This window comes from Afifella sp. IM 167 (assembly GCF_020144925.1).
Taxonomy (GTDB): Bacteria; Pseudomonadota; Alphaproteobacteria; order Rhizobiales; family Afifellaceae; genus Afifella.
In genome coordinates this window covers 136880-160426 of sequence record NZ_NSLC01000002.1, presented here as the reverse complement: position 1 = coordinate 160426, position 23547 = coordinate 136880, and the positions used below count along the sequence as shown (strand labels likewise).

The 23547-nt window shown below is 66.0% G+C and carries 20 protein-coding genes; 2 read left to right on the top strand and 18 right to left on the bottom strand.

Annotation, left to right across the window (positions count from 1 at the left end):
* Positions 1 to 18 precede the first annotated feature (18 nt).
* The 8 genes from dxr to dnaE form a co-directional block, all read right to left on the bottom strand.
* Positions 19 to 1203, bottom strand: coding sequence for a 1-deoxy-D-xylulose-5-phosphate reductoisomerase (gene dxr / locus CLD20_RS03350; RefSeq protein ID WP_224405529.1), 1185 nt, complete (start codon positions 1201 to 1203; stop codon positions 19 to 21).
* The gene (locus CLD20_RS03345; RefSeq protein WP_224405181.1) at positions 1200 to 2102 is read right to left on the bottom strand and encodes a CDP-archaeol synthase; all 903 of its coding nucleotides are present in this window, start codon (positions 2100 to 2102) and stop codon (positions 1200 to 1202) included. Before CLD20_RS03345 ends, dxr begins: the two co-directional genes overlap by 4 nt.
* Positions 2095 to 2850 carry an isoprenyl transferase gene (locus CLD20_RS03340; RefSeq protein ID WP_224405180.1) on the bottom strand — a complete coding sequence of 252 codons (756 nt, stop codon included), beginning with the start codon at positions 2848 to 2850 and terminating at the stop codon, positions 2095 to 2097. The genes CLD20_RS03345 and CLD20_RS03340 overlap by 8 nt, the downstream gene beginning before the upstream one ends.
* 163 nt (positions 2851 to 3013) lie before the next feature.
* Positions 3014 to 3574: a ribosome recycling factor gene (gene frr, locus CLD20_RS03335; protein WP_224405179.1), complete on the bottom strand. Its 561-nt coding sequence runs from the start codon at positions 3572 to 3574 to the stop codon at positions 3014 to 3016.
* Positions 3575 to 3589: 15 nt separating this feature from the next.
* A complete protein-coding gene (pyrH, locus tag CLD20_RS03330) occupies positions 3590 to 4321 on the bottom strand; it encodes a UMP kinase (RefSeq protein ID WP_224405178.1) in 732 nt (243 codons plus the stop codon).
* 90 nt (positions 4322 to 4411) lie between these two features.
* Positions 4412 to 5338 carry a translation elongation factor Ts gene (gene tsf / locus CLD20_RS03325; protein ID WP_224405177.1) on the bottom strand — a complete coding sequence of 309 codons (927 nt, stop codon included), beginning with the start codon at positions 5336 to 5338 and terminating at the stop codon, positions 4412 to 4414.
* Positions 5339 to 5360: 22 nt separating this feature from the next.
* Positions 5361 to 6554 carry a 30S ribosomal protein S2 gene (locus CLD20_RS03320; protein ID WP_370636791.1) on the bottom strand — a complete coding sequence of 398 codons (1194 nt, stop codon included), beginning with the start codon at positions 6552 to 6554 and terminating at the stop codon, positions 5361 to 5363.
* A 254-nt stretch (positions 6555 to 6808) separates the two neighbouring features.
* Positions 6809 to 10354, bottom strand: coding sequence for a DNA polymerase III subunit alpha (gene dnaE, locus CLD20_RS03315; RefSeq protein ID WP_370636790.1), 3546 nt, complete (start codon positions 10352 to 10354; stop codon positions 6809 to 6811).
* 57 nt (positions 10355 to 10411) lie between these two features.
* Here dnaE and CLD20_RS03310 point away from each other — a divergent pair, with 57 nt between their 5' ends.
* Entirely contained in the window at positions 10412 to 11515 is a 1104-nt protein-coding gene (locus CLD20_RS03310; protein WP_224405175.1) for an esterase-like activity of phytase family protein, read from the top strand.
* Between the two features lie 28 nt (positions 11516 to 11543).
* On the opposite strand, the gene CLD20_RS03305 is transcribed toward CLD20_RS03310, so the two are convergent.
* Positions 11544 to 11990 (bottom strand): MarR family winged helix-turn-helix transcriptional regulator, encoded by a 447-nt coding sequence (locus CLD20_RS03305; RefSeq protein ID WP_224405174.1) that lies wholly within the window; start codon positions 11988 to 11990, stop codon positions 11544 to 11546.
* A gap of 146 nt (positions 11991 to 12136) precedes the next feature.
* On the opposite strand from CLD20_RS03305, the gene CLD20_RS03300 reads away from it, so the two are divergent.
* Complete coding sequence (locus tag CLD20_RS03300; RefSeq protein ID WP_224405528.1) at positions 12137 to 13168, top strand: sialidase family protein; 1032 nt, start codon at positions 12137 to 12139, stop codon at positions 13166 to 13168.
* Between the two features lie 471 nt (positions 13169 to 13639).
* On the opposite strand, the gene CLD20_RS03295 is transcribed toward CLD20_RS03300, so the two are convergent.
* From CLD20_RS03295 to CLD20_RS03255, 9 genes are all read right to left on the bottom strand, one after another.
* Positions 13640 to 14341 carry an ABC transporter ATP-binding protein gene (locus tag CLD20_RS03295; protein WP_224405173.1) on the bottom strand — a complete coding sequence of 234 codons (702 nt, stop codon included), beginning with the start codon at positions 14339 to 14341 and terminating at the stop codon, positions 13640 to 13642.
* Positions 14338 to 15564 (bottom strand): lipoprotein-releasing ABC transporter permease subunit, encoded by a 1227-nt coding sequence (locus CLD20_RS03290; RefSeq protein ID WP_224405527.1) that lies wholly within the window; start codon positions 15562 to 15564, stop codon positions 14338 to 14340. Before CLD20_RS03290 ends, CLD20_RS03295 begins: the two co-directional genes overlap by 4 nt.
* 135 nt (positions 15565 to 15699) lie before the next feature.
* Positions 15700 to 17025, bottom strand: coding sequence for a proline--tRNA ligase (proS, locus tag CLD20_RS03285; protein ID WP_224405172.1), 1326 nt, complete (start codon positions 17023 to 17025; stop codon positions 15700 to 15702).
* Positions 17026 to 17397: 372 nt separating this feature from the next.
* Positions 17398 to 17649: a DUF1467 family protein gene (locus CLD20_RS03280; protein ID WP_224405171.1), complete on the bottom strand. Its 252-nt coding sequence runs from the start codon at positions 17647 to 17649 to the stop codon at positions 17398 to 17400.
* 7 nt (positions 17650 to 17656) lie between these two features.
* Complete coding sequence (gene mce, locus CLD20_RS03275; RefSeq protein ID WP_224405170.1) at positions 17657 to 18061, bottom strand: methylmalonyl-CoA epimerase; 405 nt, start codon at positions 18059 to 18061, stop codon at positions 17657 to 17659.
* A gap of 7 nt (positions 18062 to 18068) precedes the next feature.
* The gene (locus CLD20_RS03270; protein ID WP_224405169.1) at positions 18069 to 19745 is read right to left on the bottom strand and encodes a ribonuclease J; all 1677 of its coding nucleotides are present in this window, start codon (positions 19743 to 19745) and stop codon (positions 18069 to 18071) included.
* A complete protein-coding gene (locus tag CLD20_RS03265; protein WP_370636789.1) occupies positions 19745 to 20488 on the bottom strand; it encodes a biotin--[acetyl-CoA-carboxylase] ligase in 744 nt (247 codons plus the stop codon). Before CLD20_RS03265 ends, CLD20_RS03270 begins: the two co-directional genes overlap by 1 nt.
* Positions 20489 to 20578: 90 nt before the next feature.
* Positions 20579 to 22015, bottom strand: a complete 1437-nt coding sequence (gene nuoN, locus CLD20_RS03260; protein ID WP_224405167.1) for an NADH-quinone oxidoreductase subunit NuoN — start codon at positions 22013 to 22015, stop codon at positions 20579 to 20581.
* A 13-nt stretch (positions 22016 to 22028) separates the two neighbouring features.
* A complete protein-coding gene (locus CLD20_RS03255; RefSeq protein ID WP_224405166.1) occupies positions 22029 to 23543 on the bottom strand; it encodes an NADH-quinone oxidoreductase subunit M in 1515 nt (504 codons plus the stop codon).
* Positions 23544 to 23547 lie beyond the last annotated feature (4 nt).

Here is a 23547-nt window from a genome sequence, read left to right as displayed (position 1 = left end):
CGCCCTTGTGCGAGCCCTTCAGGCCGCCTTCAGGCGCCGCCTGGCGAGCGCACGTGCCTCGCCATCCAGCCTTAATGCCGACTCAACGCTTTCCGGCTCATTAAGCAGGCCAGCCTTGTCCGCATCTTGCAGCACGTCTTCCACGAGGGCCGGTATCGCCATGAAGGCGATCTGACGGCCGAGGAAGGCGGCGACGGCGATCTCGTTGGCCGCATTGAGCACGGTCGTCGATCCCCTGCCCGCCGCAAGCGCTTCCTGCGCCACCCTCAGGGCCGGAAAACGCCGCAAATCCGGCTTTTCAAAGGTGAGCGTGCCGATTTCGGCAAGGTCGAAGCGGCTCGTCGCCGTCTCGGCCCGGTCCGGCCAGTTCAGACAATAGGCGATCGGGCGGCGCATGTCAGGGGCGCCGAGTTCGCCGTGCCAGGAACCGTCCTTGAAAACCACGAAAGCATGCACCTTCGACTGGGGATGGATGAGGACGTCGAGCTGCTCCATCGGCACCGCAAAGAGATGATGCGCCTCGATCAGTTCCAGCCCCTTGTTCATCAGCGTCGCCGAATCGATGGTGATCTTCGGGCCCATGGACCAGGTCGGATGGCAGAGCGCTTCCTCCACCGTCACCCGCTCCAGCTCCGCCGCGCTCTTGGCGCGGAAGGGGCCGCCGGAGGCCGTCAGGACGATCTTTTCGATCGCGGACGTCTCGTTGCCGTGCAGGAGCTGGTGGACGGCGTTGTGCTCCGAATCGACGGGGAGAATCTCCACACCGTATTCGCGCGCCAGCGACATGAAGGCCTTGCCGGCGCAGATGAGGCATTCCTTGTTGGCGAGCGCGATGGTGTTGCCGGCGCGGATGCCGGCGGCCGTCGGGGCGACACCCGCGGCGCCGACGATCGCCGAGATCAGGCGATCGGCGGGCTCGGCGGCGGCTTCGCACACGGCCTCCTCACCCGCGGCGACGCGGATGGAGGTGCCGGAGAGCGCTTCCTTGAGGTCGCCGTAACGTGCCTCGTCGCTGATCACGGCGAGCTTTGCATCGAGGCGCCGGGCGACGGCGGCGAGTTCCATCGCCTTGCTGCCGGCGGTGACCGCATGCACGCGGAAGCGGGCACCGTCGCCGAGCCCGCGATCGCGCTCAAGGATATCGGCGGCGCTGTCACCGATCGAACCGGTGGCGCCCAGAATCGAGACTGTTCGCAAGATCAGGAGACCCAGTCGGGCAGTGGAGCGCCGAGGCCGAGGAAAGCGAGGATGAGGGCAAGGATGGCCGCGGCGTAGAGGCCGTCGACGCGATCCATGAAGCCGCCATGGCCCGGGATGAGCGAACCGGTGTCCTTCACGCCAAAGCGCCGCTTTAGCCAGGATTCGCCGAGATCGCCCGCCTGCGCCGCGACGGAGAGAAGGAGCGCCGCGAAGATGGAGGCGAAGAAGCCGGCCGAGGTGGCGATCGAGAAGATCACGCCCATGACCAGAGCTGCGCCAAGGCCGACGAGCGCACCGGAAACCGTCTTCGACGGCGAGATCGCCGGGGCGAGCTTCTGGCCGCCCAGCGCCCTTCCGCCGAAGAAGGCGGCGATGTCCGTCACCCAGACGACGAGCAGAACGAAAAAGATGGCGAGGAGGCCGTGGGCCTCATCGGCGCGGATCGCCAGAAGCGCCGCACTCGGCAGCCCGGCATAAAGGACGCCGAAGGCGAGCCAGCGCGGGCGCGGATCGGATTTGGGATCGGCAAGCCCCTCTTCGAAGACGACCGTCCCGGAAGAGACGAGAGGGATGGCGAGAAGAGGCAGGAGGCAGATGATGAGTGCGCCGGCGAAAAGGCCGCCGGAAGCGACGATCAGCGCGAAAGCGAGGAGAGCGCCCATGCCGATGCGCCACGCCATCGGCTCCTCGGCACCCGTAAGCCGGGTCCATTCCACATAGACGAGCGCGGCAAGAGCCAAAACGAGCGCCAGAAACCAGATGCCGCCGAGCCAGGCGGGAATGATGGCCACTGGAAGGAGAAGAAGAGCGGAGATGACGCGCGTCTGCACGTCCTGCGGGCGCGGGGCGGTGGTTGCGCCCTCTTCCGGCTGGGCCAGCGCCGGGTCTGTTTCCTCAACCATGGAAAAGTCCTCCGAAACGGCGTTCTCGGCTGTGGAACTCGGCAATGGCCGCATCGAATGCCGCTTCATCGAAGTCCGGCCAGCAGACCGGCAGGAAGACAAATTCGGTGTAGGCGAGCTGCCACAGCAGGAAATTGGAGATCCGCGCCTCACCAGAGGTGCGGATCAGAAGGTCCGGATCACTCACTCCGGCGGTATCGAGGTGCTCCTCGAAAACCTTCTCGGAGAAATCCGCGGGATCGAGCTCGCCGGCAAGCATTTTCTCGCCGACGCGGCGAACTGCCCTGACCAGCTCGTCGCGTCCGCCGTAGTTGAAGGCGACCTGCAGGATGAGGCCGTCGTTATGCGCGGTTTCGGCCTCGGCGGAGCGCACCAGATCGAAGATGTCGCGCGGCAGCCCCTCCCGGCGGCCGATCACCTTGATCCGCACGCCGTTCGCCTTGAGCTGGGCAAGGTCGTTGCGGATGAAGAAGCGCAGGAGGTTGAAGAGGTCGTCGATCTCCGATTTCGGGCGCGACCAGTTCTCCGAGGAGAAGGTGAAGAGGGTGAGGACGCGGATGCCGCGCTCGCCGGCGTGGCGAACCGTGCGGCGGACCGATTCGACGCCGCGGCGGTGGCCTTCGATGCGCGGAAGCCCGTGGCCCGCCGCCCAGCGGCCGTTGCCGTCCATGATGATCGCCACATGAGCCGGAATCTCGCAGCCGGATTCGGCAAGCGGCAACGATTCGATCTGCGCTACTTTGCCCATCGCCTTCCCTGCCGCCTCCGGGCGCGCTCGAACGCGCCTTATCGTAGAGCGATTTCCGCCCGGATAGGTCCCTCTCATTGACGCACCGCCAAGCGCGGCGCGGGGCCGGATCGCCGGCCGCGCAGGTCCTGAATGTCTGCGCCGCAGTGGCCGCGGGCGCCGCTCAGACCTGCATGATCTCCTTTTCCTTCTGGGCGAGCATCTCGTCGATCGCCGAGATGTGCTCATCCGTCAGGCCCTGGATCTTCTCGCCCTCGGCATGGCTCTCGTCCTGGCTGACGCCGCCTTCCTTCTCGTGCTTCTTCAGCGATTCCATGCCGTCGCGGCGCACATGGCGGACCGCCACGCGGGCGTTCTCGGCGTATTTGTGGGCGATCTTGGCCATCTCCTGGCGCCGCTCGGCGTTGAGCTCCGGAATCGGGATGCGCAGGAGGTTGCCCTCCATGATGGGATTGAGACCGAGGTTGGAATCGCGAATCGCACGGTCGACGGCGTTGACGAGGGACTGGTCCCAGACCTGGACCGAAAGCATGCGCGATTCCGGCACGCTGACGGTGCCGACCTGGCTGATCGGCATCTGCGAGCCGTAGGCCGGGACCGTGATCGGATCGAGAAGGTTCGGAGAGGCCCGGCCGGTGCGCAGTCCCGCCAATTCGGTGCGCAAGACAGATACGGCGCCGTCCATCCGCCGCTTGATATCCTTGAAATCTACGCCTTCACTCATGTTTCGTCCCCGAGATCAGCCCGGGTCGCCGTCGGAGACAAGCGTCCCGACGGGCTCACCCGCAATAATGCGAGCGAGCGCCCGTGGCTCATGGATGTTGAATACGATTATCGGCAAGCGGTTATCACGGGCAAGGGCGAAAGCCGCCGTGTCCATGACGGCAAGGTTCTTCTCCAGAACCTCCTTGAAGCTCACCCGCTTGTAGAGGGTCGCATCCGGCACTTTGCGCGGATCGGCCGAATAGACGCCGTCGACCTGGGTCCCCTTCAACAGGGCGTCGCATTCGAGTTCGAGCGCGCGCAGCGCCGCACCCGAATCGGTCGTGAAGAACGGATTGCCGGTGCCGCCGGCCAGGACCACCACCCTGCCCTCGTCCATGTGCCATGCGGCGCGGCGGTGGATGTAGGTCTCGCATATGGACGGCATCTCGATGGCCGACATGGCGCGTGCCGGTATGCCGAGACGCTCCAGGGCCGCCTCGACGGCGAGCGCGTTCATCACGGTCGCCAGCATGCCCATATGGTCGCCGGTGACCCGGTCGCCGCCCTTGGCGGCGATGGCAACGCCGCGAAAGATGTTGCCGCCGCCGATGACGAGAGCGATCTCGGTGCCGTCGTTGCGGACCGCCGCGATCTCCTCGGCGAAACGGCGGACCGTGTTGTCGTCGATGCCGAAGGCCTGATCGCCGATCAGGGCCTCGCCGGAAAGCTTCAAAAGGATACGCTTGGGTCGCGGCCTGCCGGTCATGAGTGCTCTCGTCCTTCTCGCGGCATCCGCGTCAGCACCTTAAGCCCCCACTTTTCAGGCAGCGCCCGTCAGGCCCGCACCGGGCGCTTTTCAGCGCCCGCCTGCTGCAGCCGCCACTTCGGCGGCGAAGTCTTCTTCCTCACGCTCGACACCTTCGCCGAGACGGAAGCAGACGAAACCGGTGATCGCGATCGCCGCGCCGGCATCCTTCTCGGCCTCGGCCATCGCAGCCTCCACCGAGTGGTCCGGATCAATGACGAAGGCCTGCTTCAGCAGCACCGATTCCTCATAGAACTTGCGCATGCGGCCATCGACCATCTTCTCGATGATGTTCGCCGGCTTGCCGGACTCGCGCGCCTGCTCGGCGAAAACGGCACGCTCGCGCTGCACCGTCTCGGCGTCGAGGCCGTCGACATCGACGGAGAGCGGGTTGGCCGCGGCGATATGCATCGCCACCTGCCGGCCGAAAGCCGCAAGCTTGGCCTTGTCGCCGTTCGACTGCAGCGCCACGAGAACCCCGATCTTGCCAAGGCCGGGCGCTGCCGAGGCGTGCGCATAGCTCGCCACGACACCGGGTTCGGCGGAAAGCATCGCCGACCGGCGCAGGATCATGTTCTCGCCGATGGTGGCGACCGCGTCGGTCAGCGCCGTCTCGACATTCTTGTCGGAGCCGGCCATGGAAGCCGCCTTCACCGCATCGACCGAACCGTCCGTGGCGAGCGCCGCCTTGGCGATCTCCAGAACGAGCGACTGGAACCGCTCGTTGCGGGCGACGAAATCGGTCTCGGAGTTGACCTCGACCAAAGCCGCTTTGCCATCGGCCTCGGCGATGCCGATGAGGCCTTCGGCCGCGACGCGGTCGGCCTTCTTGGCAGCCTTCGAAAGGCCCTTGGCGCGAAGCCAGTCGACCGCGGCCTCCATGTCGCCATCTGTCTCTTTCAGCGCGGTCTTGCAGTCCATCATGCCGGCGCCAGTCTTGTCGCGCAGCTCCTTCACCATCTGGGCTGTGACAGCCATCGGTCCGTCCTCTTTATCTGTCTCAGGCGGCCTTGGAGGCGGCCTTCTGTTCCTTCACGAGCGCCTTGGCCTGGGCAACCCAGTCCTCGCGCTCAACGCGTCCCTTGGAGCCGAGCGCGTCGTTGAGGCGCTCGATCTCGGCCTTCTTCAGGCCGGCGACCTGGGCAAACTGGGTGATTCCGAGCGCGTTGAGGCGCTCCTCCACCTTCGGCCCGACGCCGGTAATCTTCTTCAGGTCGTCCGCATCGCCTTCCGGGCGCTCGAAGAGAGGCGCGTCGACGTCTGCCTCGCCAGCACCGGCCTGCGGCTCGCCTTTCGCCGGGGACGGCGGCGCCTTGTCGGCCTGCACGCCCGATTCCGGATCCGGGTTGGCCGCCTCTGCCTCGGCGGCCTGGAGCGTCTCGCTGTTGGCGGCGCTCTCCTCGGTGACGGCGCTCGCTTCCGGAGCGGCCTCGAAGGCCGGCTCGTCGTCGAGCGCGGCCTCGGTCACCTCCTCGGCGGCCCCGATATCGACACCGATATCGCCCTGACCGCGGGAAATGCCGTCAAGCACGGCGCGCGCCACGAGATCGCAATAGAGCGCCAGCGCGCGGCCGGCGTCGTCGTTGCCCGGGATCGGGAAGGAGATGCCTTGCGGATCGGAGTTCGTGTCGACGATGGCGGCCACCGGAATGTTCAGGCGGCGTGCCTCGGCGACGGCGATCGATTCCTTGTTCGTGTCGATGACGAAGAGGAGGTCGGGGATGCCGCCCATGTCCTTGATGCCGCCCAGCGCCCGCTCAAGCTTCTCGCGCTCGCGCGTCAGCGACAGGAGCTCCTTCTTGGTGAGGCCCTGCACGCCCTGCTCGACCATCTGCTCCAGCGTCTTCAGGCGCTGGATGGAATTGGAGATCGTCTTCCAGTTGGTCAGCATGCCGCCGAGCCAGCGGGAATTGACGTAGTACTGCGCCGAACGTCGCGCCGCGTCGGCGACGACCTCGGAGGCCTGCCGCTTGGTGCCGACGAAGAGAACGCGTCCGCCCTGGGACACGACATCGCTGACGGCCTGCAGCGCGCGATAGAACATCGGCACCGTCTGGGCGAGATCGATGATGTGGATGTTGTTGCGCTCGCCGAAGATGAACGGAGCCATCTTCGGATTCCAGCGGTGAGATTGATGACCGAAATGAACGCCAGCCTCGAGCAGCTGACGCATAGAAATATCAGGAAGCGCCATTTTCGTCTCCGGTTATGCCTCCGCAGGGTAGGACGGGAACCGCCACCGGATGCTCCACGTGGAGCAAGAGTTTCCCTGCGTGTGTGATGGGCGGCCGTATAAGTGGAAGGCCGCAGGATTGCAACGTCCAAATGGTGCGGCGCGGCAATGACCGCAAGCTCGCTACCCCGGAACGGCACCCGTACGCCCGGCCTATGCACCCGGGCGCGCACTCGGTTCCTCTTCGCGGCGGGCGCCTTGCGAGTGTCTTCCCGCTACTGAAGTTCGACGTGAACCACGCCCGGCATTGCCTTGATCGCACTGGCGATCTGGGGCGTCACCTGATAGTGGCCGGGCAGCCGTATCTCGATCTCACGCCTTTCGGCGCGGCGCATCAGCACGAGCGAGACGTTCGCCTCCCCTTCGGATCCGAGCCGGCCGGCGACCCGGTCCACCGGGCCGCTGTCCTCCAGATAGACGGTGAGGGAGCGCGACAGGCGCGCCGCCGCATCCTCCAGCGGCTCGATGCCAAGGACGCGGGTTCGCAGGTCGTCGGTCTCGTCTTCCATCTCGGCGGAGAGGCGGAAAAGGTAGGAATGGCCGGGTTCCAGCCGGTCGCGCCATTCAAAAAGGCTCTCCTGGTAGAGGACCGCTTCGTACTGGCCGGAAGGATCGGAGAGCGTCAGGATGCCGATGCGTCCGCCCGAGCGGGTGCGCTTTTCCTGCTTCCTGACGAGCGTCGCCGCCACCAGGCCCGCCTCCGCGCCGAGCCGGCGCACCGAATGGGCAAATTCTTCCCAGCTCTTGCCGCCCTTCTTGCGCACGACATCGGTATAGGCGTCGAGCGGATGGCCGGAGAGATAGGCGCCCACGGCCGCGAGCTCGCGCATCAGCTGTTCCGGCTTCGGCCATGATTCGGCGGGAAGCAGCGTCAGATCCGGCGCGTCGGTCGGCGCGGCGAAGAGATCGACGACGCCCGCCTCGCGGCGGGCATGATGCTCGGAGCCGGAACGCACCATGCGCCCGACATTGGCGAAGAGCGTGGCGCGGTCGAGTCCCATGCAGTCGAAGGCGCCGGCCTGGATAAGGCACTCAAGCGCGCGCCGGCCGATGAGGCGCGGATCGGTGCGGGCGACGAAGTCGGCCAGGCCCTCGAAGGGGCGATCGCCGCGCCGCTCCACGATATGCTCCACCACCTGGTGGCCGACGCCCTTCAGGGCGGAGAGCGCGTAGACGATGTCGCCATCCTCCACGTCGAAGACGATGCCGGAGCGGTTGATGTCCGGCGGCAGCACGGAAATGCCGAGGCGCTTCGCATCCAGGCGGAATTCACCGAGCTTGTCGGTGTTGCCCATGTCGAGGGTCATGGAGGCGGCCAGGAACTCGGCCGGATAATTCGCCTTCAGATACGCCGTCTGGAAGGCGACGAGCGCATAGGCGGCGGCGTGGGACTTGTTGAAGCCGTAGGAGGCGAATTTGGCGACGAGGTCGAAGACGGTGGCGGCGTCGGCGGCCTTGACGCCGCGGTCCTTGGCGCCCTCCACGAAACGCTCGCGCTGGGCGTCCATCTCCGCCTTGATCTTCTTGCCCATGGCGCGGCGCAGCAGATCGGCCTCGCCGAGCGAGTAGCCGGAGAGGGTCTGCGCGATCTGCATCACCTGCTCCTGGTAGATGATGACGCCGTAGGTCTCCTTCAGCGTCGGCTCCAGCTCCGGCAGCAGATAGTCGGGCTCCTCCTCGCCGTGCTTGCGGCGGTTGTAGGTCGGGATGTTGTCCATCGGGCCCGGCCGGTAGAGGGCAACAAGCGCGATGATGTCCTCGAAGCGGTCGGCGCGCATGCCGACAAGGGCGCGGCGCATGCCCTGGCTTTCCAGCTGGAAGACGCCGACCGTCTCGCCGCGGGCGAGCATCTGGTAGGTCGCCGGATCGTCGAGCGGCAGGGCGGAGAGATCGCAGGCGATGCCCCGCTTGGCGAGAAGCCGGATCGCCTTGTCGAGGACGGTCAGGGTCTTGAGGCCAAGGAAGTCGAACTTCACCAGGCCCGCCTGCTCCACCCATTTCATGTTGAACTGGGTGACGGGCAGCGGCGAGCGCGGATCGCGGTAGAGCGGCACCAGTTCATGCAGCGGCCGGTCGCCGATGACGATGCCGGCAGCGTGCGTGGATGCGTGGCGGTAGAGCCCCTCCAGGCGCGTGGCGATATCGAGGAGCCGTTCGACGACCGGCTCGCGCTCGGCCTCCTCGGCAAAGCGCGGCTCGTCCGCGACGGCCTGCTGAAGCGTCACGGGGTTGGCGGGATCGGCCGGCACCAGCTTGCAGAGCCGGTCCACCTGACCGTAGGGCATCTCCAGGACGCGCCCGACATCGCGCAGGGCGGCACGCGCCTGCAGCGTTCCGAAGGTGATGATCTGCGCCACCTGCTCGCCGCCGTAACGCGACTGCACGTAGGCGATCACCTCGTCGCGCCGCTCCTGACAGAAGTCGACGTCGAAATCCGGCATGGAGACGCGTTCGGGATTGAGGAAGCGCTCGAAGAGCAGGTTGAAGCGGAGCGGATCGAGGTCGGTGATGGTGAGCGACCAGGCGACGACGGAGCCGGCGCCCGAGCCGCGGCCCGGCCCGACCGGGATGCCGCGATCCTTCGCCCATTTGATGAAGTCGGCGACGATGAGGAAGTAGCCCGGAAACTTCATGCTCTCGATGATGGAGAGCTCCAGGGCGAGGCGGTCCCGGTAGTCCTTTTCCTCGCGTCCGGGAGCGGTGCCGAGCTTTTCGAGCCGGCGCGTCAGCCCCTCCTCGGCCTGGCGGCGCAGTTCGCCCGCCTCCTCGGCCTCGGCGGCATGCTCGTCCGCCACTTCCCCGGCGACGAAGCGCGGCAGGATCGGAGCCCGCGTCTTCGGCCGCGTGTGGCAGCGCATCGCCACCTCGACGGTGTTTTCCACCGCCTCCGGCAGATCGGCGAATCGCGCGGTCATCTCGGCCGGCGACAGGAAGGCGTGGTCCGGCGTCAGCTGGCGGCGGTCGTCTTCCGAAAGCACCCTGCCCTCGGCGACGGCCAGCAGCGCGTCATGCGCTTCGTAATCGTCGGCGGCGGCGAAGAAGGGCTCGTTGGTGGCCACGATCGGCAGGCGCTCGCCATAGGCGAGTTCCAGCACGCCCGCCTCCCCGATCCGCTCGGCCCTCATGCCGTGGCGCTCGACGGAGACGTAGAGCCGATCGGAAAAGATGCGCTTCAGGCAAAGCAGGTGCTCGCCGGCTTCCTCCCCCCTTCCCTCCGCGAAGGCGCGGTAGAGGATGCCGTCATGGCCGCCGGTCAGCGCTATGAGGCCCGCCCCGTGCTCGGCCAGAAGCTCCGGTGTCAGCGGCAGGCCGCCGCCCTCGGCGCCGAGATAGTGCCGGGTGACGAGGGCGACGAGATTCTGCCAGCCCTCGTCGGTGGCCGAAAGCAGGAAGATGTGCTCGCGCGGCGCAATGCGCGTCGTCTCGTAGCGCCCGCTCGCCACCGGCGGGGCGAAGGCGACGGGCAATTTGCAGCCGACGATCGGCTGGATGCCGGCGTCGGCCGCCTTTTCGGAAAATTCGAGCGCGCCGAAGAGGTTGGCGCTGTCCGTCACGCCCACGGCCGGCATCTCGGCCTTCGATGCCAGGTCGATCAGCTTCTTGACGGGAAGCGCGCCTTCCAGAAGCGAATAGGCCGAATGGCAGTTGAGATGGATGAAGCTGGGAGCCAAGAAGCACGATCCTCCTTTGCCCAGAGTACCGAGTCGCACCGACCAGCGACAGCGCGAATGCCCCTCGTCCCCGTCATTCGGGCCCGTCATCTGGAAGAGCGTTCAGCCCCGGCGCATTCCCGCCGCCGGTTTGCTAGGTTGCCGGCCATGAGTCAGCAATGCCGCCGCCGAGTGCCCCTACTCGCCTTCCTGGCGGCGCTCGTGCTCGCCGCCTTTCCAGCCGTGGGCGCGGAGGTGCCGGCGCAGCCGCGGCTCATCGGCAGCTTCATCGTACCGCCGGATGCGGGCGGCGAGGACGCGACCTTCGGCGGCATTTCGGGCCTCGACTACGATGCCGGGCGCGACGTCTTCTACGCCATTTCGGACGACCGGTCGGAGGAAGGCCCGGCCCGCTTCTACACGCTGCGCCTCGTCGCCGATGCCGAGGGCCTTCATGACATCGAGGTCGTGGCGACGACTTCCCTCCTGGGCAAGGACGGCAAACCCTTCGGTAAAGGCCGGATCGACCCGGAGGCCCTTCGTTTCGATGCGGCGAGCCAGCATATCTTCTGGACCAGCGAGAGCGGCGATCTCGGCAAGCCCGCGATCGCCGAGAGCGACCTTTCAGGGCACCTCCTGCGCAGACTGCGGCCGCCGCGCGCGGTCCGCTGGGGCAATGGCGGCAAAGAGGGGGTTGCCGACAATCTCGGCTATGAAGCGCTCGCGATCGTGCCTGAAAGCGGCCGGATCCTGGCGGTGACGGAGAACGCGCTGAAACAGGACGGCCCGCCCGCGAGCGCCACGGCCGGCAGCCTTTCGCGCATCGTGCTGATGGAACCGGACCGGCCACAATCCTACACCGAATATGCCTACGAGACCGATCCGGCGCCTTCGGGCGCCCTGGCGTTCTTCGCCGAGAACGGGGTCAGCGAGGCACTGGCCCTGGACGCGGAACGCTTCGTCTTCATCGAGCGTGCCTTCGCGCTCGGCCAGGCGCGCCGCATCGCGTTCTACGTCGTGACGCTCAAGGGCGCAGAAGAGGTCACCGGGCTTGCCTCGCTGAAGGGACGCGACGTAACGCCGGTCGAAAAACGCCTCTGGTTCTCGCTGGGCGCCGGCGCGTTCGGTATCGAGCCCGACAATATCGAGGCCGCGAGCTGGGGCCCGAAGATCGGCGGCGAGAGGACGCTGCTCGTCGCTGCCGACGACAATTTCGGCACGTTCGGGCAGAAGAACCAGTTTCTGCTCTTTGCCGTGCCCGGCATGCCGTGACGCCGCCAACTAGAAGCGATCCGCCCCCTTACGAGAGCGAGAGAAGATCGGCCCGCAGGCGGTCGGCATCGCCGCAGGCCAAGAGCCCCTCGATCACGGCATGCTCCCGGCGCCAGATCGGCACGGCCTCTGCAAGCAGCGCTCGGCCTTCCTTCGTCAAACGAAGCAATCTCCGGCGCCGGTCCCCCTCCCCGACCGCTACCGAAACGAGACCGCGGCGTTCCAGCGGCTTGAGGTTGGCCGTCAGGGTCGTTCGGTCCATGGCGAGGAGTTCGGCGACATCGCCCATGGCGGGCGGCGCCGGCCGGTTGAGCGACATCAGCAGCGAGAACTGCCCGTTGGTCAGATCGAGAGGCCGCAGAGCCGCATCGAAGCGGCGAGCAAGCGAACGCGCGGCGCGCTGCACGAAGAGGCAGAGGCAGGTGTCGCGCACTTCCAGCGTCGTCGCGTAGGTGGGGTCTTCTGCTTTTGACATGACCGAATTACGTTGATATCAATTTATCATGACCTGTCGTCAGGGTCGAGGCGCGCGGCAGCCGGTGGCGGAATGCCGCGATGCGGGGAGGAATCGATTTGACCCGGATCACCCTTCTAATCGGAACCACCAAGGGCGCCTTTCTCATGGAAAGCGACGCCAGCCGCGAGACATTCGATCTGCGCGGGCCGTTCTGCGAGGCATGGCCGATCAACCATGTTGTCGGCGATCCGGCAACCGGCGTCATTTACGCAGCCGGCGGGCATCCCTGGGTAGGTACGGATGTGTGGAGGTCGCCGGATCTCGGCAAGAGCTGGACCCGCTCGGGCAAGGGTCTTGCCTATCCGGAAGGGTCGGAGCCCATCCAGTCGGTGTGGAGCCTGGCGGTTGCAAACGGCCATCTTTATGCCGGGGCAAAGCCGGCCGGCATCTTCCGCAGCCACGACGGAGGCGAGAACTGGGAGCATTTGCCGGCGCTTGCCAACCATCCGACAAGGCCAAGCTGGAATCCCGGCGGCGCGGGTCTGACGCTGCACTCGATCGTCGTCCACCCGGAAGCCCCGAGGGAGCTGTGGGTCGGCATCTCAGCGGCGGGCGTCTTCTACTCGCCCGACGGCGGCGAGAGCTGGGAGCCGCGGAACGGCGGCACGCGCGCGGATTACATGCCGGAGGACCAGCGATATCCGGAAGTCGGCCAGTGCGTCCACAACATCGCCCCGGCGGCCGGCGCGGGAGGCCGGCTCTACCAGCAGAACCATTGCGGCATGTATCGGAGCGACGACGGCGGCCGGAACTGGGAAAGCATCGAGGCGGGCCTGCCCTCCGATTTCGGTTTTCCGGTTGCGGCCCATCCGCGCGATCCGGAAACTGTCTTCCTCCTGCCCCTCAACGGCGCGGAAAAAGGCCGCTTCGTTCCGGACGGTGCGGCGGCCGTGTGGCGCTCGCGCGATGGCGGCCAGACCTGGCAGGACCTGCGCGAGGGCCTGCCCCAGTCACACGCCTATTTCGCGGTTCTCCGCCAGGCCATGGCGACGGACCGCATGGATCCGGCCGGCGTCTATTTCGGCACCAATACCGGCTCGCTCTATGCGAGCTTCGATGAAGGCGACAGCTGGCGCCGGCTTGCCGAACACTTGCCGACCATCTTTTCGGTCGAAACGCTGACCCTGCAGGCGTGACAAGGTCGAACGACCTCAGATCGGCGCAAAGAGACCGAGGCTGATGAGGTAGAGGCTGCCGGTGAAGACGGCGGTGGCGGCGAAGGACAAGGCCTCGGAAGCGAAAATGTTCATCGTTGTCTCCCTCTCTGTTCCCTTAGTGTTCTCTTTTGCGCCTTTTCTGTCAAGTGCCCAGTTTCAGCGAGGCTATCAGGCGCCGATGGTGCGGGGCTTGTGTCCTTAGCCGGCTTGGCTTGCTGCTTAAGGGATGCTGGGAACGGCACGCGGGCGCGCCCGCCCGATACGTCGGCGAGACTCCGGTACGGGAAAAGGCCGCAACGCGTGCGGCGGCGGGCGTGCGCAAGCTTGAACCGCGCCTGTGGGCGATGCCTGGGAATTTTCGGCGACCCGCCTTCCCGGCACGAGACCCTTTCAGGCCGATGCGAGAACTGCGTACAGGCGGCTCGGCTTCCGTCGCTCAGCCCGCCCGGCTCAACCCTCTTCGTAAGGAACGACGAGCCCGTCCTTGAGCGTCACCGTGCGGTCCATCCGCCTGGCGAGAGCGAGATTGTGGGTGGCGACGAGCCCGGCAAGCTCCGTTTCGCGCACCAGAGTCGTCAGGGCTTCGAAGACGTGATCGGAGGTCTTCGGATCGAGGTTGCCCGTCGGTTCGTCGGCGAGGAGAAGGCGGGGCGCATTGGCAAAGGCGCGGGCGATCGCGACGCGCTGCTGTTCGCCTCCCGAGAGCTCGGCCGGCCGGTGGTCGGCCCGCTGGTCGATCCTCAGATAGGCGAGAAGCTGGCGTGCACGCTCGGTCGCCTCGCCGCGCGTGAGGCCGGCGATCATCTGCGGGATGATGCAGTTTTCCAGCGCCGAGAATTCCGGCAGGAGGTGGTGGAACTGATAGACGAAGCCGATCTCGGTGCGCCGCAGGCCCGTTCGCGCCTGATCGTCGAGGCTGCCGGTCGCGACGCCGCCGATAAAGACTTCGCCGCGGTCCGGCTTTTCCAGAAGCCCGGCCATGTGCAGGAGCGTCGACTTTCCAGCCCCCGATGGCGCGACGAGCGCGACGAGCTCTCCCGGGCGAATCGCAAGCTCGGCCCCCTTCAGCACCGGCAGCTCGCTCGCGCCGCTCACATAGACGCGCTCCACCTTGTCGAGATGAAGCACAGCATCTTTGGCTGGCGCGCTCATTCGTATCGCAGCGCCTCGACCGGATCGAGCCGGGCCGCCCGCCAGGCCGGATAGAGCGTGGCGAGGAAGGAAAGGAGGATCGCCATGATGACGATGGAAGCCGTTTCGCTCACATCCATGTCCGCCGGCAGCCGGGAGAGATAGTAGAGCTCGGGCGAGAAAACCTCCGTGCGGGTGATCCAGGTGACGAACTCGCGAAGGCTCTCGATATTGAGACAGACGAGTGCGCCGATCAGGAAGCCGGAGATGGTCCCGACCACGCCGATCGAGGCGCCGGTGATGAAGAAGATCCGCAGGATCGCGCCGCGCGTCGCGCCCATGGTGCGCAGGATGGCGATGTCGTGGCCCTTGTCCTTCACCAGCATGATGAGGCCGGAGATGATGTTGAGGGCGGCAACGAGCACGATCAGCGTCAGGATAATGAACATGACGTTCCGCTCCACCTGCAGGGCGGAGAAGAAGGTGACGTTTCGCTGTCGCCAGTCGGAGGAGAAGATCGGCCGGTCGGCCGCCTCCTCGATCGTGGCCCGCATCTCGCCGACCTTGTCGGGATCGTCGAGATAGACCTCGATCGCGCCGACCTCCTCGCCCTGGTTGAAATAGGCCTGCGCCTCGGGCAGCGGCATGAAGACGAAGGTGGAATCGTACTCCGACATGCCGATCTGGAAGATCGCCGTCACCCGGTAGGCCTTGACCCGCGGTGCCACGCCCATCGGCGTCACTGCTCCGCGCGGCGAGACGAGTGTCATGTTGTCGCCGACGAAGATGCCGAGCGACTGCGCGAGGCGCGAGCCGATCGCAATTCCGCCGGCGGTGTCGAAATCGTCGAGGCTGCCCGACTGGATGTTGCCGGACACGCCCGGCACCTTGTCGAGGTCGGCGCCGCGGATGCCGCGCACGAGCACGCCTGTGCCGCCGGGCGCAGCGCCCGAGGCCAGCGCCTGGCCCTCCACGAGCGGTATCGCGGCGCGCACGCCCGGCACCGCCGAGACGCGCTTTGCAACCGCGTCGTAATCGGTCAGCGGCGTATCAACCGGCTGCAGCACGAGATGGCCGTTGATGCCGAGGATCTTGTCGAGCAGTTCGGCGCGAAATCCGTTCATCACCGCCATGACAATGACCAGGGTCGCCACACCGAGACAGATGCCGAGGAAGGAGAAGCCGGCGATGACGGAGATGAAGGCTTCCTTGCGGCGCGGGCGCAGATAGCGCAGCGCCAGCATCCACTCGAAGGCCGAAAAGGGGCGTGTGGCGGCCGCCGCGCTCGCTTGCGGCCGCGCTCCGCCATCGCCCGCCGTTTCCGGCCTGCCCGCGGCTGCGCCCGCCCCGTCGCTCTCGGCTGTCTCCACGCCCGCTCCTCAGCCCTTCTCGTGGACGAGGCGGTTGACGGCCTCGTCGAGCGACAGGGTTTCCTTGGCGCCCGTGGCGCGATCCTTGACCTCGACCTCGCCGGCGGCCGCTCCGCGCGGTCCGACCACGACCTGCGTCGGCAGGCCGATGAGGTCCATGGTGGCGAATTTGGCGCCGGCGCGCTGGTCGACATCGTCATAAAGGACCTCGACGCCCGCCCTTTCGAGCCGCACCACCAGGCCTTCGGCGATCTCGTCGGTGCGCTCGTCGCCCGGCTTCAGGTTGACGACGCCGAGATCGAAGGGTGCGACGGATTTCGGCCAGATGATGCCCGCATCGTCATGACTCGCCTCGATGATGGCGGCGACGACGCGGGTCGGGCCGATGCCGTAGGAGCCCATATGGACAGGGACCATCTCGCCTTCCTGATTCGCCACAAGCGCGCGCATCGGTGCGGAGTATTTGGTCCCGAAGTAGAAAATATGGCCGATCTCGATCCCGCGGGCCGAAACGCGCCGGTCCTGCGGCACGTCCTCGAAAGCTGCCGCGTCATGCATGTCGTCGGTCGCCGCATAGGCGCCCGTCCAGGCTTCGATGATCGGCGACAGGTCGCCCATGAAATCAGTGTCCTCGCCGGGAATCGGCAGGTCGAGTAGCGTGCGGTCGCAGTAGACCGCGCTCTCGCCCGTATCGGCAAGGACGATGAATTCGTGCGAGAGGTCGCCGCCGATCGGTCCCGTCTCGGCACGCATCGGAATCGGCTGCAGACCGAATCGCGAGAAAGTCCGCAGATAGGCGACGAACATGCGGTTGTAGGCCGCCCGCGCGCCCTCGTAGTCGAGATCGAACGAATAGGCGTCCTTCATCAGGAATTCACGCGAGCGCATGACGCCGAATCGGGGGCGCACCTCATCGCGGAACTTCCACTGCAGGTGATAGAGGTTGAGCGGAAGGTCCCGGTACGAGCGCACATGGGAGCGGAAGATGTCCGTCACCATCTCCTCGTTGGTCGGACCGTAGAGCAACGCCCGGTCGTGCCGGTCCTTGATGCGCAGCATCTCCTGGCCGTAGTCGTTGTAGCGGCCGCTCTCGATCCACAGATCCGCCGACTGGATCGTCGGCATCATGATCTCCTGCGCGCCGGCGCGATTCTGCTCCTCGCGGATGATGGCGTTGACCTTGTCGAGGACGCGCTTGCCGAGCGGCAGCCAGGAATAGATGCCCGCCGATTGCTGGCGGATCATGCCGGCGCGCAGCATCAAACGGTGGGAGACGATTTCCGCCTCCTTGGGGTCTTCTTTCAGGATAGGCAGGAAGTATCTGGAGAGCCGCATTTCTTGCGATCCGGGCTGGACAAAGAGGGGCACACAAACCGTATCGCGTCTCGATTGGCAAGCGCGGCGGAAGCCTTTCGACCCCGCTCATTTGCATGCAACGCTTTTGTGCAGATGCCGATGAAAAATGACGCAAATTGTGTGGAAGGCTGGTGACAAGCGGTTGGCGCTCGGATAGGGTACTCCCTGCCTCATGTGGTGAAACACCGCAGACATGGCGGCCGGTCTAGGAAGGAAACGGGAACAAGGCTCCTCCGCTCAAGAGAGGAAAGCCAAAGGCGAAAGCCAACTCAAGTTCAAGGCAGGGCTGCGGCCTTGCCTTTTTTATTTGCTTTCTAATCAAGCTTTCGTCCCGAGCAGAGGGCTCTTCGTCTAGACGACGAGATCCTCCAGGGAGATGTGGAAGACGTTGATCGCCGCGTAGATCAGGGCGAAAAGTATCGCTGCCACCAGCGAATTCACCAGAAGTTTCCTGCCCATCCGGTGTGCCGCCGGCGCCGCACGATCCGTGCCGAGCGTGATGTCGCCCTCCTCCTCCTGGGTGCGAATTCCCCATGGAAGGACGGCGAAGAGACAGAGCCACCAGATCACGAAGTAGACGGCTAGCGCGGCGAACCAGGACATGGCGATCTCAGGCCTGTTCCAGCTCGATGAGCGTGCCGCCGAAATCCTTCGGATGCAGGAAGAGGACCGGCTTGCCGTGGGCGCCCGTCTTGGGCTCGCCGCTGCCGAGAACGCGCCTGCCCTCCGCCAACATCCGGTCGCGGGCGGCGAAGATGTCCTCCACCTCGTAGCAGATGTGATGGATGCCGCCGGCCGGATTGCGCTCGAGGAACGCCGCGATCGGCGAATTGTCCCCTAGCGGCGCGAGAAGCTCGACCTTGGTGTTCGGCAGTTTGACGAAGACGACGGTCACCCCGTGCTCCGGCAGGGCGTCGGGCTCCGAAACCTCGGCGCCCAGCGTGTCACGATAAAGGGCGGTCGAGGCGTCGAGATCCGCGACGGCGATGGCGATGTGATTGAGACGTCCCAGCATGGCGCGTTCAGATATAGCTGACGGTGACCGCCACGGTAGGCTTCTTGCCCCAGATCTGCGAGACCTGAGAGCGGACAGCACGCCGCACCGCTTCGCTCAGGCTCGTCTCGTCGCGGCGTTTCGCCTTGGGCAGCTGTTCGATCGTCTCGTCGACGATATCCTCCAGAAGCGCCTGCATTGGCTCTCCCTCCGAATCGCGATTCGGCAGACCGAGGAGAACAAGCTCGGGATCGTCGGCGATGGCGCCGCTGTCCCTCATGACGAGAGAAACGAAGACGGCACCGGCAAAAGCGAGCTTGCGGCGCGCCTCGACGCCACTCCTCTCCGGCTCCAGCAGCAACCGTCCGTCACGGTAGAGCTGGCCGGCGCCAATCTTGGAAATGACCTCCGAAGGCCCCGGCCAGAGGCGCGCGAGATCGCCATTGCGCAGCTCCAGCACCTCGGAAATCCCGGAAGCGCGGCCGAGCTTGGCGTGCTCGTGCAGGTGCAGCGCCTCGCCGTGGACAGGCACGAGCACCTTGGGCTTCGTCAGGGCATAGAGGCGCTTCAGCTCCTCACGCCGCGGATGCCCCGAGACATGGACAAGACCAAGCCGGTCGGTGACGACTTCGGCGCCGATATTGATGAGGCCGTTGATGATGGCATTCACCGGACGCTCGTTTCCCGGAATCGTGCGCGAGGAAAAGATCACCATGTCGCCCTTGGAGATGGCCACGGCCGGATGATCGCCTGACACGATGCGGGCAAGCGCGGCGCGCGGTTCGCCCTGGCTTCCGGTCATCAGAGCCACGACCTTGTCGCGTGGCAGGTAGCCGTAGGCATCCTGACGCAGAAAGGGCGGCAGACCGTCGAGGTAGCCGAGTTCGGTGGCGACCTCGACGGCGCGCTGGATCGCCCGCCCGACGATGACCACCTCACGCTCGGCGGCCAGCGCGGCCTCGGCGACGGAACGCAGGCGGCCGACATTGCTGGCGAAGGTGGTGACGCAAACGCGCTGGCTAGCGCGGGCGATGATGTCCTTCAGGACCTCCGCGACGTCGGCCTCGCTCGGGCTCTCGCCCTCCCGCAGCGCATTGGTCGAATCGCAGACGAGGGCATGTACCCCCTCCTCTCCGATGGCGGCGAGGCGCGCCTCGTCGATCGGCACGCCGATGCCCGGCGTCGGGTCGATCTTCCAGTCGCCGGTGTGCACCACCGTTCCCGCGGCAGAGCGGATGACGAGCGCGTTGGGCTCGGGGATCGAATGAGAGACCGGGACGAATTCGACCTCGAAGGGGCCGGCGGCGACCCGGTCGCCCTGCTTGACGACCTTGACCGGGATATCCGGCGAACCTGCCTCCCCGGCCCCCTTCGCCTCCAGCAGCCCCGCCGCGAAAGGCGTCATGTAGACGGGCGCCTTCAGTCTCGGCCAGAAATCGAAGAGCGCGCCGAAATGGTCCTCGTGCGCATGCGTGATGAAGATGCCTTCCAGCCGGTCGGCCCGCTCCTCGAGCCAGGAAATGTCCGGGAGCACGGCTTCGATGCCCGGCAGGTTATCGTGGCCGAAGGCGACGCCCATATCCACGGCGATGTAGCGCCGGCGTCGGCCCGCCCCGATGCCGTAGACGGCCAGGTTCATGCCGATCTCGCCGACACCCCCGAGCGGGACAAAGGTGAGGTCGCCGTCAGCCCCCTCGCCGGCCATCAGGACCTCGCCGTGGCGGCGGCCGCAAAATGCACCTCGCCGGCCGTGATCGGGTAAAGCGTTCCGGCTTCCGTGCGCACCATCAGGCGGCCATCCTCATCGATTGTGTCAAAGGTACCTCGTATCACTTCTTCGCCCAGCTGTACGGCGACGGGTTCGCCGACGCCGGAAGCGCGTTCCAGCCAGGCCCGACGAATCGCTGAAAAGCCACGTCCGCCGGCCCAGAGCGATTCTTCCTCGACCCAGGCATCCGACAGAGCGGCAAAAAGATCCTGCGGCGTGACGGCAGCGCCCTCCCCTGCAAGCGAGCTCGTTGGGTATGGCAGGCCCTCGGGCCTGTGGGCAACGTTGACGCCGATGCCGATGACGACGGCCGTCAGACCCTCGCCGAGCGTGGAGGCCTCCAGGAGGATCCCCGCGATCTTCCCGCCACCCAGTAGCACGTCGTTCGGCCATTTGAGCGCGAGCCGCCCGCGCTGGCCCTGTCCGCCAACCGAAGCGGCATCGAGGCCGACGGCAAGCTCGATCCCAGGCGCAACGGCAAGGAGCGCACGATGCAGCGCAAGGCCGGCGACGAAGCCGAGATTGGCGGCGCTCGCCGTGCGCGGCACGACCATGAGAAGGCTCGCCGCGAGATTGCCCGCCGGCGTCGTCCAGGGCCTTCCGCGGCGGCCATGCCCGGCCGTCTGCTCGCTCGCCACGACCCAGAGACTGCCCGGATCGCCACCGCGGGCGCGCCGCATCGCTTCGGCGCTGGTGGAGTCGATACTGGAGAACGAAGCGAGACGATGACCTTCCGCGGCGGCTCTTCGGCCCAGGACGAAATCCATCTCCTAAAAGAGGCTGGCTGCGGCGGCTGCCGCGGCGTCGACGATCGGAGAGGCGAAGAACAGGAAGGTGATCAGGAAGACCCCGGAAAGGGTGAGGACGGTCTTCAACTCGGTCGGCATCGCCTCGAAGCTGCCCTCCGGCTCATCGAAGTACATGAGCTTGACGATCCTCAGATAATAGAAGGCGCCAACGACGCTGCTGACGACGCCGATGACGGCGAGCGCGTAGAGGTTCGCCTCGATCGCGGCCAGGAAGACATAGTACTTGGCGAAGAAGCCGGCGAGCGGCGGAATGCCGGCAAGCGAGAACATGATCGCGGCCAGCAGGAAGGCCGTCATCGGCTGGGTGCGGGAAAGGCCCGCGAGTGAACCGATATCCTCCACCATCTGTCCACGCCGCCGCATCGCCAGGATGCAGGCAAACGCGCCGAGCGTCATCGGCACGTAGATGACGAGGTAGAGGATGACGCCCTGCACGCCCTGGGGCGAGGCCGCGGCGAGTCCGACCAGCGCAAAGCCGACATGGCCGATGGAGGAATAGGCCATCAGCCGCTTGATGTTGTTCTGCCCGATCGCGGCAAAGGCGCCGAGCATCATCGAAGCGATCGAGATGAAGGCGATGATCTGCTGCCAGTCGGCTGCGATCGGCGCGAAGGCATCGAAAACGACCCGCATCATCAGCGACATCGCCGCGATCTTCGGCGCCGCAGCGAAGAACGCCGTCACCGGTGTCGGAGCGCCCTCGTAGACGTCCGGCGTCCACATATGGAAGGGCACGGCGGAAATCTTGAAGGCAAGGCCCGCCATGACGAAGACAAGGCCGATGACGAGGCCGATCGAGCGGCCGTTCTCGGCCAGCACGGCGGCGATCTGCGGAAAGCCGGTATGGCCCGTGAAGCCGTAGACCAGCGAGGCGCCGTAAAGGAGCATGCCGGAAGAGAGCGCGCCAAGGACGAAGTATTTGAGGCCCGCTTCCGTCGAGCGCACGGAATCGCGGTGGATGGCGGCGAGCACGTAGAGCGACAGCGACTGCAGTTCGAGGCCGAGATAGAGGCTGATGAGATCGTTGGCCGAGATCATCATCAGCATGCCGAGCGTGGCGAGCACGATCAGCACCGGATACTCGAACCGCTGGAAGCCGGCCTGGCGCGCATAGCCGACCGACATGACGATGGCAAAGCCCGACGCCAGAAGCGTCAGCGCCTTCATGAAGCGGGCGAAGCTGTCCTGGACAAAGGCGCCGTTGAAGGTCTCGCCGTCCGTGCCGGCAAACAGAACGAGAAGGATGGCGAGGCCGAGAAGGCCGATCGACATGCCCGTGACGGTGGGCGCGGAACGCTCGCCGGCAAAGACGCCGAACATCAACAGCATGAGCGCGCCCGCGGCGAGAGCGATCTCGGCCATGAGCGGCGTCAGCGTCGGCAGGGTGGCAAGCTCCATCAACGTGCTCTCCTTACTCGCCGAGCATCGCCGCGGAAGTGCCGCCCGAACGGGCCGCCTCAACCTGCGTGACGAGGTTCTGCACCGACGCAGCGGTGACATTCATGATCGGCTGCGGATAGACGCCGAAGAAAATGATCAGGACGATCAGCGGAACGAGAAGCACCTTCTCGCGCCGCGACAGGTCCAACATGGATTTCAGGCTCTCCTTCTCCAGGCGGCCGAAAGCGATCCGGCGATAGAGCCAAAGCGCATAGCAGGCCGAGAGGATGACGCCGCTCGCCGCGAAGAAGGCGACCCAGGTGTTGGCGCGGAAGGCGCCGAGCAAGGTCAGGAATTCGCCGACGAAGCCCGAGGTGCCCGGCAGGCCGACATTGGCCATGGTGAAGACCATGAAGGCCAGGGCGTACCAGGGCATGCGCTCCACCAGACCGCCATAGGCGTCGATCTTGCGCGTGTGCAGGCGGTCGTAGACGACGCCGACGGAGAGGAAGAGAGCGCCCGAGACGAGGCCATGGGAAAGCATCTGGAAGATGCCGCCCTGCACGCCCTGCGACGTGACGGTGAAGATGCCCATCGTGACGAAGCCCATATGGGCGACGGAGGAATAGGCGATCAGCTTCTTCATGTCCTCCTGCACCAGCGCGACGAGCGAGGTGTAGATGATCGCGACGATGGACAGCGCATAGACGAACGGCGCGTAGTCGGCGCTCGCCAGCGGGAACATCGGCAGCGAGAAGCGCAGGAAGCCATAGCCGCCCATCTTCAGAAGGATTGCCGCCAGCACGACCGAGCCGGCGGTCGGCGCTTCCACATGCGCATCCGGCAGCCAGGTGTGCACCGGCCACATCGGCATCTTCACGGCGAAGGAAGCGAAGAAGGCGAACCAGAGCCAGCCCTGCATGGAGGGCGGGAACGGGTAGTTGAGAAGCTCGGGGATCGAGGTCGTGCCGGCCTCCCAGTACATCCCCATCAGCGCCAGCAGCATCAGCACCGAGCCGAGCAGCGTGTAGAGGAAGAACTTGAAGGCGGAATAGACCCGGCGCTGCCCGCCCCATACGCCGATGATCAGGAACATCGGGATGAGGCCGCCCTCGAAGAAGAGGTAGAAGAGGACCAGATCGAGCGCACAGAAGACGCCGATCATAAGCGTCTCCAGCACCAGGAAGGCGATCATATATTCCTTGACGCGGCTCTTCACCGATTCCCAGCTCGCCAGGATGGCGAAGGGCATCAGGAAGGTCGTCAGGATCACGAACAGCATGGAGATGCCGTCGACGCCCATCCGGTAGCTCATATAGCCGCCAAGCCATCCCGATTGCTCGGTGAACTGGAAGCCCGGGTTTTCGGGGTCGAAACCTGTCCACAGAAGCAGCGAGACGAGGAAGGTCACGACCGTCACGCCGAGGGCGACGTGGCGGATGTTGCGGCGGTGCACCTCCTCATCCCCATGGATGAACAGGAAGATGATCCCGGCGCCGACGAGCGGCAGGAACGTGATCGTGGAAAGGATCGGCCAGTTCATCATTGCT

Coding starts and splice junctions, on each gene's coding strand:
- CLD20_RS03345 (WP_224405181.1), bottom strand. CDS start 2,102: ATGGTTGAGGAAACAGACCCGGCGCTGGCCCAGCCGGAAGAGGGCGCA.
- CLD20_RS03340 (WP_224405180.1), bottom strand. CDS start 2,850: ATGGGCAAAGTAGCGCAGATCGAATCGTTGCCGCTTGCCGAATCCGGC.
- frr (WP_224405179.1), bottom strand. CDS start 3,574: ATGAGTGAAGGCGTAGATTTCAAGGATATCAAGCGGCGGATGGACGGC.
- pyrH (WP_224405178.1), bottom strand. CDS start 4,321: ATGACCGGCAGGCCGCGACCCAAGCGTATCCTTTTGAAGCTTTCCGGC.
- tsf (WP_224405177.1), bottom strand. CDS start 5,338: ATGGCTGTCACAGCCCAGATGGTGAAGGAGCTGCGCGACAAGACTGGC.
- CLD20_RS03320 (WP_370636791.1), bottom strand. CDS start 6,554: ATGGCGCTTCCTGATATTTCTATGCGTCAGCTGCTCGAGGCTGGCGTT.
- dnaE (WP_370636790.1), bottom strand. CDS start 10,354: ATGACGGGCCCGAATGACGGGGACGAGGGGCATTCGCGCTGTCGCTGG.
- CLD20_RS03310 (WP_224405175.1), top strand. CDS start 10,412: ATGAGTCAGCAATGCCGCCGCCGAGTGCCCCTACTCGCCTTCCTGGCG.
- CLD20_RS03305 (WP_224405174.1), bottom strand. CDS start 11,990: ATGTCAAAAGCAGAAGACCCCACCTACGCGACGACGCTGGAAGTGCGC.
- CLD20_RS03300 (WP_224405528.1), top strand. CDS start 12,137: ATGGAAAGCGACGCCAGCCGCGAGACATTCGATCTGCGCGGGCCGTTC.
- CLD20_RS03295 (WP_224405173.1), bottom strand. CDS start 14,341: ATGAGCGCGCCAGCCAAAGATGCTGTGCTTCATCTCGACAAGGTGGAG.
- CLD20_RS03290 (WP_224405527.1), bottom strand. CDS start 15,564: ATGCTGGCGCTGCGCTATCTGCGCCCGCGCCGCAAGGAAGCCTTCATC.
- proS (WP_224405172.1), bottom strand. CDS start 17,025: ATGCGGCTCTCCAGATACTTCCTGCCTATCCTGAAAGAAGACCCCAAG.
- CLD20_RS03280 (WP_224405171.1), bottom strand. CDS start 17,649: ATGTCCTGGTTCGCCGCGCTAGCCGTCTACTTCGTGATCTGGTGGCTC.
- mce (WP_224405170.1), bottom strand. CDS start 18,061: ATGCTGGGACGTCTCAATCACATCGCCATCGCCGTCGCGGATCTCGAC.
- CLD20_RS03270 (WP_224405169.1), bottom strand. CDS start 19,745: ATGGCCGGCGAGGGGGCTGACGGCGACCTCACCTTTGTCCCGCTCGGG.
- CLD20_RS03265 (WP_370636789.1), bottom strand. CDS start 20,488: ATGCGGCGCGCCCGCGGTGGCGATCCGGGCAGTCTCTGGGTCGTGGCG.
- nuoN (WP_224405167.1), bottom strand. CDS start 22,015: ATGGAGCTTGCCACCCTGCCGACGCTGACGCCGCTCATGGCCGAGATC.
- CLD20_RS03255 (WP_224405166.1), bottom strand. CDS start 23,543: ATGATGAACTGGCCGATCCTTTCCACGATCACGTTCCTGCCGCTCGTC.